Here is a 12,305-nt window from a genome sequence, read left to right on the forward strand (position 1 = left end):
CGGTGGTGTCGTTCCGAGTCGGGCGCCGCAGCCCCCGCCTCACGCCGCTGCGACCACGGCCTCCCACGCGACGGTCTCGCCGTAGCTGCGCTTGCTGAAGGGCTCCAGCCCCGCCGGCCAGCTCGGCTCGGGGGAGCGCTTGCTGCGCTCCACCACGACCACGGCCTGGGCGGTCAGCCGCGGCACCAGGGCCTCGAGCACCTCGGCGATCTCGTGCTCGGTGACCTCGTACGGCGGGTCGATGAACACCAGGTCGAACGTCCGGACGGTCCCGCGCAGGAACCCGAGCGCGGGCTGCGCGTGCACGTCGATGCGGGCGCCCGGCACCCGCTGCTTGACGATCCGCGCGTTCTCACGACAGGCAGCAGCGGCCGCCGCCGCACGGTCGACGAGGACGACCTCCACCGCCCCGCGCGACGCGGCCTCGAGCCCCAGAGCCCCGGTGCCCGCGTAGAGGTCGGCCACCGCGGTGTCGTCGACGAGCCCGCGTGACTCCAGCGAGGAGAACAGTGCCTCGCGCACGCGGTCGCTCGTCGGACGGGTGCCCGACTTCGGCACCCGGAGCGTCGTGGAGCCGGCGGCGCCGGCGATGATGCGGGTCATGCAGCAACCGTAGCGGCCGTCCGCTGGCTCGCAGGGGTTGTCCACAGGCCGGTTCGGAGGCTCGGACCACGTCGGCCGTCCCGGGTACCGTTGCCGTGTGGTCACCTCACGAGCCGCTGCGCGCACGAAGGCGTCATCCGGCGACCCCGCCGGAGCAGTCGACGTGCCAGCAGAGAAGTCGCCCGCAGGGACGGACCTGCCCGCCGGCACCGCCTGGGCACCGGCGCCGCTCGACACCCGCCTGGCGAACGTGCTCGGTGGCCGCACCGCGAAGGCCGTCGAGAAGGCGTTCGGGTACCGCACCGTGGGCGACTTCCTCGAGCACGCGCCGCGTCGGTACGCCGAACGCGGGGCACTGACGGCGCTCGACTCGCTCGCGATCGGGGAGTCCGTCACCATCGTCGCCGAGGTCGTCGACGTCCGCGAACGCACGATGCGCCAGCGCCGCGGCTCCATCCTCGAAGCCAAGATCGGCGACGGCAAGGGCCTGCTCACGCTGACGTTCTTCAACCAGGGCTGGCGGACGAAGGACCTCGTCGTCGGTGCCCGCGGCATCTTCGCGGGCAAAGTCGGCGACTACCGCGGCGCCCGGCAGCTGGCACACCCGGACTACGAGCTCTTCGACGCCGACGACCCCCGCGCCACGGCGGACCCCGAGTCCGAAGAAGCGATCCGCTTCTCGCGCCAGCCCATCCCGATCTACCCGGCCACCGCGTCGCTGTCGTCGTGGCAGATCGCCAAGGCCATGGCGGTGGTGCTCGACACGCTGCCGGAGATCGCCGACCCGGTGCCCTCGTCGGTGCGCGCACGGCTCGATCTCGTGCCGTTCCGTCGTGCCCTCGAGCTGCTGCACCGCCCCGAGAAGGTCGCCGACTTCAAGCGCGCCCAGGACGCCCTCCGGTACCGCGAGGCCTTCGTGCTGCAGACCGCCCTGGTCCAGCGCCGCATCGCCGCCCGCGCGACCGCCTCGACCCCGCGCACGGCCTCCCCGGGCGGGATCCTCGAGCGCTTCGACGCCACGCTCCCGTTCACCCTGACCGACGACCAGCGCTCCGTGGGCGACGAGATCGCGCACGACCTGGCGGGCGACTGGCCGATGCACCGTCTCGTGCAGGGCGAGGTCGGCTCCGGCAAGACCCTCGTGGCGATCCGCGCGATGCTCACCGTCGCCGAGTCCGGCGGCCAGTCCGCGCTCATCGCCCCGACCGAGGTGCTCGCCGCCCAGCACCTCCGGTCCATCGTGAAGTTCCTCGGACCCGACCTCGCCGCCGAGTTGCGACCGGTGATCCTGACCGGGTCGCAGTCGACGGACGAACGACGACGATCGCTCCTGGCCGCGGCCTCGGGCGGGTCGCGGCTGGTCGTCGGCACGCACGCGCTCCTCGGCGACCGCGTGGACTTCGCCGAGCTCGGCCTCGTCGTCGTCGACGAGCAGCACCGGTTCGGCGTCGAGCAGCGCGAGGCACTCCGGACGAAGGGCCAGGCTCCGCCCCACGTGCTCGTGCTGACCGCCACGCCGATCCCGCGCACCGTCGCGATGACCGTGTTCGGCGACCTCGACGTCTCGACGATCGCGGGCATGCCGTCCGGCCGTGCCGGCGTCGAGACCTTCACCGTGGGCCTCGCCGAGCACCCCGGGTGGGAGTCGCGCATCTGGACACGCATGGCCGAGGAGCTCGCGTCCGGGCGCCAGGCCTTCGTGGTGTGCCCGGCGATCGACGACGCCCACGCCGAGGACGACGGCGAGCCGGACCCGGAGACGGACGAGGACGCCCCGAAGCGCACCCCCGCGACGGTGCTGGCCACCGCGGAACGCATGCGCACCATGTCCGTGCTGCAGGGCCGGCGGATCGAGGTCCTGCACGGCCGGATGTCCGGCGACGAGAAGGACCGCGTGATGACGGCGTTCGCCGCCGGGGACGTCGACGTGCTCGTGGCGACCACCGTGATCGAGGTCGGAGTGGACGTCCCGAACGCCTCGATGATGGCGATCCTCGACGCCGACCGTTTCGGTGTCTCGCAGCTGCACCAGCTCCGCGGGCGCATCGGCCGCGGCCAGTACGCTGGCGTGTGCCTGCTCGTCACCGCGGCCGAGGACGAGACGACCTCCCGTGAGCGCGTCGACGCGGTGGCGGCCACCGACGACGGCTTCGAGCTGGCCCGGGTCGACCTCGAGCTCCGGCGCGAGGGCGACGTGCTCGGCGAACGACAGTCCGGTGGGCGCTCGTCGCTCAACCTGCTCCGGGTCGTGCGAGACGCCGACGTCATCATCGACGCGCGGGAAGAAGCCGAGCGCCTGCTCGAGCGCGACCCGACCCTCGCCGACCAGGCCGAACTGCGCGACGCCCTGGCTCGGCGGCTGGACGAGTCCGACGCGGCGTTCCTCGGCAAGAACTGACCCGAGCGGCACCGGCCGAGGCGCCCCCGCGGGCACCGCCGGTATCGTCGGGGGCATGACGCAGATCGCGGTGGTCCCCGGTTCGTTCGACCCCGTGACCCTCGGGCACCTCGACGTGATCGGGCGTGCGGCGGGGCTCTTCGAGGAGGTCCACGTCCTCGTGGTCCACAACCCGGCCAAGTCGACGGCGATGTTCGACGCCGTCGACCGGGTGCGCCTGATCGAGGAGTCGCTCGCCGAGGTCGGCGCGCCGGGCAACATCCGGGTCGGGGAGTGGACCGCAGGGCTGCTCGTCGACTACTGCCGCCAGGTGGGCGCCACGGTCCTGGTGAAGGGCGTGCGCTCCGGGGAGGACGTCGCCTACGAGACCCCCATGGCGATCATGAACCGGCACCTCGCGGACGTCGAGACGGTGTTCCTGCTGCCAGAGGCCTCGCGGGCGCACGTCTCCAGCTCGCTCATCCGCCAGGTCGCCACGCTCGGCGGCGACGTGACGCCGTACGTCCCCGCCGTGGTGGAACGCGCGCTGCAGGACCGCCTGCGCTGACCCCGGCTGGACGCCAGCAGCCCGGCGCACCCCGCACGCCGGACTCGACAGCAGCCCGACGCGCCCCGACACGGCACGCCGCTCCTCGACGTGGGAGCGGTCCCGCGCTAGGATGGTCGATCGTGTCTTCCCCCGTGAACAGCCCCTACGCCCTGCGCGTGCGTGACCTCGCGCACCGACCGGGCGAGATGCGCGAGCACACGCTCGACATCGCCGTTCCCGAGGACCTCGGAGCGGGCGTCATCGCCGTCCGCCAGGGCGACGACATGCACATCGAACTCCGGCTCGAGGGCCTCCACGAGGGCGTGCTGGTCTCCGGCCACGCCTCGGCCGACGCCACCGGGCAGTGCTCGCGCTGCCTGATCGACATCTCCGAACCCGTCGAGGTCGATTTCGCCGAGCTGTTCGCGTATGATCCCTCGGAGGATTTCGACTTCCATGTTCACGACGACCTCGTGGATTGTGAACCGGTCGTTCGAGACGCAGTGGTGCTGTCACTGCCGTTCCAGCCGGTCTGCCGACCGGACTGCCCAGGCCTCGACCCGGTGACGGGCGAACGTCTGGCAGACCTCGGTGACCGTCCCGCTTCCGGGCCCACGGATCCTCGTTGGGCCGCGCTGGACGGGCTCCGGTTCGACGACAGCAGCACGACGCACAGCACCACCACCGCCCCCGATGCCACCGATGGCGCGGCGCGGACCGAAGCCGACACGGCTGAGTGACCGCACGCCCACCGACTGACCACCGACCAACCGAAAGAGAACCACCATGGCCGTTCCGAAGCGCAAGCAGTCACGTTCCAACACGCACGCCCGTCGTTCGCAGTGGAAGGCCGCACCGGTCCAGCTCGTGAAGACGATCGAGAACGGTCAGGTCACCTACAGCCTCCCGCACCGCGCGAAGGTCGTCGAGGACTCGGCCGGCACGCCCCTGTACATGGAGTACAAGGGCCGCAAGGTCGCCGACGTCTGATCCGGACTGAACGCATGACAGCGACGTCCGGCTCCGCGGGGTCCAACCCGGTGGGGTCGGACGTCGTTCGTCTGCGTGCACTCCTCGCGGTGGACGTCGACCTCGACCTGCTCGAGCTCGCCCTCACCCACCGCTCGTACGCGTACGAGCACGGCGGCATCCGACACAACGAGCGCCTCGAGTTCCTCGGCGACTCCATCCTCGGACAGGCCGTCACGGTCAAGCTCTTCCGCGACTTCCCCGACCTCGACGAAGGCGACCTGGCCAAGCGCCGGGCGAGCCTGGTGTCGACGGTGGCCCTGGCGGAGATCGCCCGGCTGAACGGCCTCGGTGCCTGGCTCCGTCTCGGCAAGGGCGAGGAGCAGACCGGCGGCCGCGACAAGTCCTCGATCCTGGCGGACACCGTCGAGGCCATCATCGGCGCGACCTACCTCTCCGCCGGCCCCGACCCCGCCACCGCGCTCGTGCTGCGGCTCGTGGACCCGCTGCTCATCGACCCGGACCGGTTCGGTGCCGCGATGGACCCGAAGACCAGCTTGCAGGAGCTCGCGGCGTCCCTGACGCTCGGCAACCCCGCCTACCGGGTCACCGAAGAGGGTCCCGATCACGACAAGACCTTCCACGCGACGGTCGTGCTGCAGGGCGAGGACGTCGCCACCGGATCAGGGTCGAGCAAGAAGACCGCCGAGATGTCCGCGGCGCTCGAGGCCTGGACGCGCCTGTCCGGTCGCGCCGACGAGACGGCCGACCCAGCGGCGACCGCGGCCAGCACGCGCGGATCCAGCACGCGCGGAGCCTGACCAGGTGCCGGAACTCCCCGAGGTCGAGGTCGTCCGCGCCGGCCTCGAACCCGCGGTCAGCGGTGCCCGGGTCCTCGCCGTGCAGGTGCTCGACGAGCGGGCGCTCACCCGGCACGACGGCCCCGGTGAGGACTTCGCCCACCGGCTGACCGGCCGCACGATCGCGGCGGCCGTCCGACGGGGCAAGTTCCTCTGGATGCCGCTCGAACCAGCACCGACCCGCGAAGCCACCACCACCGAGCACCCCGAGCACCCCGAGGCCCTCGTCGCCCACCTCGGCATGAGCGGCCAGATCCTGCTCGGCCGCGGCGACCGCCCCGCGGCGAAGCACCGCCGCATCCTGCTCGCGGTGCAGCCCGCCGGCACCGACCGCGACGGCACGCCGGAACCCCCGGTCGAGCTCGAGTTCGTCGACCAGCGCACGTTCGGCTCGATGGCGATCGACACGATGGTCCCGACGATCGACGGCGCAGCAGCCGGGTACGCCGGACACGTCGACGACGAGCACCCGGACGCGGCCTGGCGCCGGAGCATCCCGAGCCAGGTGTCGCACATCGCCCGCGACCCGCTCGACCCCGCGTTCGACGACGACCGCTTCATCGCGATGGCGCGGAAGCGTGCGAGCGGCATCAAGCGCGTCCTGCTCGACCAGGGCGTCGTCAGCGGCATCGGGAACATCTACGCCGACGAGTCGCTGTGGGGCGCGAAGCTCCACTACGACCGCCCAGCCGAGCGCCTGACCCGGGCCGACCTGCGCTTGCTCCTCGCCGAGGTCCGCGCCGTGCTCGGCCGTGCGCTCGAGGACGGCGGCACGAGCTTCGACGCCCAGTACGTCAACGTGAACGGGCAGTCCGGGTACTTCTCCCAACGCCTCGCGGTGTACGGCCAGCAGGGCAAGCCGTGTCCCCGCTGCGGCACCCCGATCGTGCGCGAGGCCTTCATGAACCGGTCCAGCCACCGTTGCCCCGTGTGCCAACCGCGCCCGAGGGCCACCAGGCGTTAGCCTTCCGGCAACGAGGGAGCCCGGAGACCGCATGTACTTGAAGAGCCTGACCATCAAGGGGTTCAAGTCCTTCGCGCAGCCGACGACGTTCGCGTTCGAGCCCGGCGTCACGTGCATCGTCGGGCCGAACGGCTCGGGCAAGTCCAACGTCGTCGACGCCCTCGCCTGGGTGATGGGGGAGCAGGGGGCGAAGACCCTCCGCGGCGGCACGATGGAGGACGTCATCTTCGCCGGCACCTCGAGCCGGGGCCCGCTCGGCCGCGCGCAGGTGCTGCTCACGATCGACAACACCGACGGCCTGCTGCCGATCGACTACACCGAGGTCACGATCGCCCGCACGCTGTTCCGCAACGGCGGCAGCGAGTACGCCATCAACGGCGAGAACTGCCGACTCCTCGACGTCCAGGAGCTCCTCAGCGACACCGGCCTCGGCCGCGAGATGCACGTGATCGTCGGGCAGGGCCAGCTCGACAAGGTCCTCCGCGCCACCCCGGAGGACCGGCGCGGCTTCATCGAAGAGGCCGCGGGGATCCTCAAGCACCGTCGCCGCAAGGAGAAGACGCTCCGCAAGCTCACCGCGATGCAGACGAACCTGACGCGCCTGTCCGACCTGGCGGGGGAGATCCGCCGCCAGCTGAAGCCCCTGGGGCGTCAGGCCGAGGTCGCCCGCAAGGCCCAGTCCGTCGCCGCCGTCGCCCGCGACGCCAAGGCCCGCATCCTCGCGGACGACGTCGTGCGCCTGCGCCGGGAGCTCCACGAGCACCAGGAGGTCGAGGCCGGCCGGAAGTCCGAGCGCATCGTCCTGTCCGAACGCCTCGACCAGACCCGCACGCGCCAGCAGCAGGTCGAGCAGAGCATGGTCGGCGACGACGTGGACCGCGCCCGCACGGTCGTGCACCGGCTCGAGAGCGTGCAGGAGCGACTCCGCGGGCTGTCGAGCCTGGCGAACCAGCGGCTGATGCTCCTCGCCCAGCAGGCGGACGCTCCGCAGCAGGGCCCGACGATCACGCCGGAGCAGGTCGACGGGGTCCGCGCAGAGGCCACCCGGCTCGACGCCCAGGCCGCCGAGATGGCCGGCGGGATGGTCGCGACCGCCGAGACCGTCCGCGCCGCGAGGGCCACTCTCGACGCCCTCGACGAGCGGATCGCCGCGCAGGCGGCCCTCGTCACCCAGCACGACCTCACCGCCCAGCGCCTCACGAGCGCGGTCGACGTCGCACGGTCGAAGCGGGGGTCCGCCGTCGCCGACCGCGAGCGCCGTGAGCGCGCCCTCGCCGAGGCCGCCGAGCGCGCCCGCACCGCCGAGGCCGCGTTGGCCGAGGTCGGCACCGACCCGTCGGCCGACGCCGACCCGGACGCCCTGCAGACCGCGCTCGAGACCGCCAGGACCCGCCTCGAGCAGGCGCAGACCGACCGCGACGCCCTCCGCGACCGCCTGCACGGCCTCGAACGCGAACGCGATGCCCTCGAGGCGCGCGTCGCCGCCCTCGCGATGTCGATCGACGTCCGCGACGGCTCCCAGGCCCTCATCGACGCCGGTCGTGCTGGCATCGTCGGCCGTCTGGCCGATCGCCTGAGCGTCACGCCCGGCTACGAGGGCGCGATCGCGGCCGCTCTCGACGGGTTGGCCGACGCGGTCCTCGCCGAGGACCGGACCGCCGCGCTCGACGCCGTCACCCACGCCAGGGCCGAGGACATCGGCCGCATCGACGTCGTCGTCGCCGACGCGTCCGGCACGCCGTCCGCCGGCCCCGTCCCCGACGGCGTCCGCCCGGCCCTCGACCTGGTCACCGGTCCGCCGGCCCTCGCTGCGATCCTCGCCGACACGCTCGTCGCGGTGTCCGACGACGTCGACCTGGAGGCCGTGCTCACCGCCGTCCCGCAGGCCACGGTCGTGACGCGGTCCGGCGACCTGGTCCGCGCGGTCCGCGTCACCGGCGGCGGTGCCCGGACCACGTCCCGCATCGAGCTCGCGGCCGAACGCGACGACGCCGTCATCCGACGCGACGCGGTCGCGACGGACGCCGAGGACGCGGCCACGAGCCTCCAGGCCGCACGCAGTGCCGTCGACGACGCGCGCCGCCAGCTGGACGACGCCGACCGGGCGAGCCGTGCGCACGCCGCCGCGGTGGCCGACTACGACCGCACCAGTGCGTCGGTCCGGGCACGCGCGGAGAACGCCGCGGCCGAAGTCGACCGCCTGCGAGCCGCCCTCGGGGAGACCGACGGCGCGGTGGAGACCGCGGAGCGGGTCCTCGCGGACGCCGAACGCGCCCAGCAGGAGCACGCCGCGCAGCCACGACCGCGGGTGGACGCATCGGAGCGGCAGGGGCTGCTCGACGCGCTCGAGGCAGCCCGTGCGGCGGAGATCGAACAGCGCATCCAGGTCGAGACCGTGCGCGAACGGGCGCGTTCCGAGCGGACGCGGGCCGACCAGCTCGACCGGCAGCTCGCGTCCGAGCGGGCCGCGGCAGCCGAAGCCGCACGACTCGCCGTGATCCGACGGGGGCAGATGGCGACCGCCGAGCGCGTGCTCGCCGACCTGCCGGAGGTCCTCGGTGCCGTGGACCGCTCGCTCGCCGAGGCCCGGGTGCGCCTGGCGACCGAGGAGGCCGAGCGGGCGAAGCGGAACACCGAGCTGCAGACCATCCGCACCGAGGAGCGCGAGCTCCGCGACCGGCTGCAGCGGATCACCGACGGGGTGCACTCGCTCGAGATGGAGATCTACGAGAAGAAGCTGCACGTGTCGGGCGTGGTCGACCGGGCGCTCAGCGAACTCGGCCTGGTGGAGTCCGTCCTGGTCGCCGAGTACGGGCCGCACGTGCCGGTCCCCGTCGACGTGCTCATCGACCCGCGGGTGCTGGCGCGACGGCACCGGGACGCCGAACGGGCGGCAGCGGCAGCGGCCGACGTCGACGCGGCCGGCGACGACGACGCCACCGACGCGGACGGCGCCGCCGCCGACCTCCTGCCCGCCGAGTCCACACTGCCCGGTGGCCCGGCGCTGCCGGAGTTCGACGCTTCGGCCGAGATCGACCCCGCCGACGTCGAGACGGTGCCCTACGTCCGTGCGGAGCAGGAGCGTCGACTGGCAGCTGCCGAACGCGACCTCGGCCAGCTCGGCCGGGTGAACCCGCTCGCGCTCGAGGAGTTCCAGGCGCTCGAGCAGCGGCACGCGTTCCTGGCCGACCAGCTCGAGGACCTGCAGAAGACCCGCACGGACCTGATGACGATCATCGAGGAGCTCGACGCGAAGATGCAGACGATCTTCGAGTCGGCGTTCAACGACACGAGGGACGCCTTCGACGTCGTGTTCCCGATCCTGTTCCCCGGCGGTTCGGGGTCGATCACGCTGACGGACCCCACCGACATGCTCGCGACGGGCATCGAGGTGCAGGTGAAGCCCGCCGGCAAGAAGATCGACCGGCTGACGCTGCTGTCCGGCGGGGAGCGTTCCCTGGCGGCCGTGGCCCTGCTCGTGGCGATCTTCACCGCCCGGCCGTCGCCGTTCTACATCATGGACGAGGTCGAGGCGGCGCTCGACGACGCGAACCTCGGGCGGCTGCTCACCGTGTTCGAGCGGCTCCGCGACACGTCGCAGCTCATCGTGATCACGCACCAGAAGCGCACGATGGAGATCGCCGACGCGCTCTACGGGGTGTCGATGCGCCAGGACGGCGTCTCCGCCGTGGTGGGGCAGCGCGTGCAGCGCCGCGAGCCCGAGCCGGCCGACGCGGTCGCGGTCGCGTAGCCGGCCACGCAACGGACGGGAGGCGCGGTGTCAGCTGGCACCGCGCCTCCCGTCGGTCTGTGGTGCGGACGCGTTACTTCGCGTCGGTCGTCTCGACGGTGCGCTGGGACCCGGTCGGGGTGAGCCCGCGCTCCTGGCGCTTCTTCGACACCACCAGGGAGGCCACCGTGGCGACCGCGATCGTCAGCAGGATGAACCCGAGCGAGAACCAGATCGGGATCTCCGGCGCCCACTCGATGTGCTCGCCGCCGTTGATGAAGGGCAGCTCGTTGACGTGCATGGCGTGGAAGACGAGCTTCACGCCGATGAAGCCGAGGATGACCGCGAGGCCCTGACCCAGGTAGATGAGCCGCTCGAGCATTCCGGCGATGAGGAAGTACAGCTGCCGGAGGCCCAGGAGCGAGAACGCGTTCGCGGTGAACACGATGTAGGCGTCCTGCGTCAGACCGAAGATCGCGGGGATGGAGTCGAGCGCGAAGAGCACGTCGGTCAGGCCGATCGCGACCATGACGAGCAGCATCGGGGTGAACAGGCGCTTGCCGTCGACACGGGTGGTCAGCTTGTCGCCGTCGTAGTGGTCCGAGGTCGGGATGACGCGCTTGAGGATGCGGATCAGGCGGGAGTCGCCCTCGTCGGCGCCGTGGTCGTTGCCGCTGCGGGCCTGCGACCAGGCGAGCCAGAACAGCAGTGCGCCGAACAGGTAGAACACCCACGAGAAGTTGTCGATGATCGTGACGCCGAGGGCGATGAACACACCGCGGGCAGCGAGGGCGATGGCGACACCGACCAGCAGGACCTTCTGCTGGAACTCCTTCGGCACCGCGAAGGAGGACATGATGATGAGGAACACGAAGAGGTTGTCGACCGACAGGGCCTTCTCGGTGAGCCACCCGGCGAAGTACTCGCCGCCGGCCTGCCCGCCGCCGAAGACCAGGATGCCGAAGCCGAACACGATGGCCAGCGCGATGTACACGGCCGACCAGATCGCGGACTCGCGGATGTGTGGCACGTGCGGCGTGCGCACGTGCGAGTAGAAGTCGAAGACCAGCAGCGCCAGGATGCCGGCGATGGTGATGAGCCAGACGGAGGTGGGGACGTCCACGGATGGATCCTTCAGGTGTGTGGGCGAGTGGGTACGCCGAGGCCTGAAGGTCTCTTCCGCCGCAGGGGCCCGAGCGGGCTGCATGCGACCGGCGCCCCGGGACCGGATCGTTCCGGCCCGTACTGACGGGGACACCGAGAGGGAATACTCCCCTTCGTGTCACCCATCGTAGCGGGGCCCGGCCACATCCGCCGCGCTCTAAGCTGGGAGCATGGCGAGTACTTGGTCACTGTCCTCCCGTCTCCGGGGCCTCTTCCAGCGGAAGACCATCGACGACACGACGTGGGACGACCTGGAGACCGCCCTCATCGGCGCCGACTTCGGCCCCGACATCTCCGAGGAGATCATCGAGGACCTCCGCGCCCGGGTCGAGCGGTACGCCACGACGGACCCCGCCGACCTGAACCGCATGCTCCGCGAGGTCCTCGAGGAACGGCTGTCCAAGCTCGACACCACGCTGAAGCTCAGCGCCCGTCCGGCCGTCGTGCTCGTCGTCGGGGTGAACGGCGTCGGCAAGACCACCACCATCGGCAAGTTCGCCAAGTTCCTCAAGGCGTACGACCGCACCGTGGTCGTCGGCGCGGCTGACACCTTCCGCGCGGCAGCGGTCGAGCAGGTCGCGACGTGGGCCGAGCGTGCGGGGGTCGAGGTCGTCCGGCCGTCGCAGCCCGGACAGGACCCGGCCTCGGTCGCGTACCAGACCGTCGAGAAGGCCATGCGCGACGGCACCGAGATCGTCGTCATCGACACCGCGGGCCGTCTGCACACCAAGGCCGGCCTGATGGACGAGCTCGGCAAGATCAAGCGCGTCATCGAGAAGCAGACCGAGATCTCCGAGGTGCTGCTGGTCCTCGACGCCACCACCGGGCAGAACGGGCTCGCACAGGCCCAGGCCTTCATCGAGGGCGCCGGCGTCACCGGGCTCGTCATCACCAAGCTCGACGGCTCGGCCAAGGCGGGCTTCGTGCTGAGCGTGCAGGAGAAGACCGGCATCCCGATCAAGCTCATCGGGCAGGGCGAGGGCATCAACGACCTCACCGGCTTCACCCCGCACGTGTTCGTGCAGAACCTCGTGGGCTGAGCCCGGGTACCGTCTGGGCAGTACACGGATCGTCCAGGTACATCGGAA

10 protein-coding genes are annotated in these 12,305 nt (G+C 71.8%); 8 read left to right on the forward strand and 2 right to left on the reverse strand.

The genetic code is table 11. The features are described from left to right. Positions 1–39: 39 nt before the first annotated feature. Positions 40–603, reverse strand: coding sequence for an RsmD family RNA methyltransferase (locus tag ITJ54_RS00235; RefSeq protein ID WP_194625376.1), 564 nt, complete (start codon positions 601–603; stop codon positions 40–42). A 196-nt stretch (positions 604–799) separates the two neighbouring features. Here ITJ54_RS00235 and ITJ54_RS00240 point away from each other — a divergent pair, with 196 nt between their 5' ends. From ITJ54_RS00240 to ITJ54_RS00270, 7 genes are all read left to right on the forward strand, one after another. After that, complete coding sequence (locus ITJ54_RS00240) at positions 800–3,001, forward strand: ATP-dependent DNA helicase RecG (protein ID WP_194626156.1); 2,202 nt, start codon at positions 800–802, stop codon at positions 2,999–3,001. A gap of 55 nt (positions 3,002–3,056) precedes the next feature. Beyond that, positions 3,057–3,548: a pantetheine-phosphate adenylyltransferase gene (gene coaD / locus ITJ54_RS00245; protein WP_194625377.1), complete on the forward strand. Its 492-nt coding sequence runs from the start codon at positions 3,057–3,059 to the stop codon at positions 3,546–3,548. Between the two features lie 134 nt (positions 3,549–3,682). After that, positions 3,683–4,270, forward strand: coding sequence for a DUF177 domain-containing protein (locus ITJ54_RS00250; RefSeq protein WP_323741536.1), 588 nt, complete (start codon positions 3,683–3,685; stop codon positions 4,268–4,270). 46 nt (positions 4,271–4,316) lie between these two features. Beyond that, the gene (gene rpmF, locus ITJ54_RS00255) at positions 4,317–4,520 is read left to right on the forward strand and encodes a 50S ribosomal protein L32 (protein WP_071273047.1); all 204 of its coding nucleotides are present in this window, start codon (positions 4,317–4,319) and stop codon (positions 4,518–4,520) included. Between the two features lie 14 nt (positions 4,521–4,534). Next, positions 4,535–5,320: a ribonuclease III gene (gene rnc, locus ITJ54_RS00260; RefSeq protein WP_194625378.1), complete on the forward strand. Its 786-nt coding sequence runs from the start codon at positions 4,535–4,537 to the stop codon at positions 5,318–5,320. A gap of 4 nt (positions 5,321–5,324) precedes the next feature. After that, a complete protein-coding gene (gene mutM, locus ITJ54_RS00265; RefSeq protein ID WP_194625379.1) occupies positions 5,325–6,323 on the forward strand; it encodes a bifunctional DNA-formamidopyrimidine glycosylase/DNA-(apurinic or apyrimidinic site) lyase in 999 nt (332 codons plus the stop codon). Between the two features lie 31 nt (positions 6,324–6,354). Then, positions 6,355–10,074: an AAA family ATPase gene (locus ITJ54_RS00270; RefSeq protein WP_194625380.1), complete on the forward strand. Its 3,720-nt coding sequence runs from the start codon at positions 6,355–6,357 to the stop codon at positions 10,072–10,074. A gap of 73 nt (positions 10,075–10,147) precedes the next feature. Here ITJ54_RS00270 and ITJ54_RS00275 read toward each other — a convergent pair whose 3' ends face one another. Then, positions 10,148–11,176, reverse strand: coding sequence for a TerC family protein (locus ITJ54_RS00275; RefSeq protein ID WP_194625381.1), 1,029 nt, complete (start codon positions 11,174–11,176; stop codon positions 10,148–10,150). A gap of 211 nt (positions 11,177–11,387) precedes the next feature. Here ITJ54_RS00275 and ftsY point away from each other — a divergent pair, with 211 nt between their 5' ends. Continuing rightward, positions 11,388–12,257, forward strand: coding sequence for a signal recognition particle-docking protein FtsY (ftsY, locus tag ITJ54_RS00280; RefSeq protein ID WP_194625382.1), 870 nt, complete (start codon positions 11,388–11,390; stop codon positions 12,255–12,257). The last annotated feature ends 48 nt before the right edge of the window (positions 12,258–12,305 follow it).

This window comes from Curtobacterium sp. VKM Ac-2865, assembly GCF_015350905.1.
Classification (GTDB): domain Bacteria; phylum Actinomycetota; class Actinomycetes; order Actinomycetales; family Microbacteriaceae; genus Curtobacterium.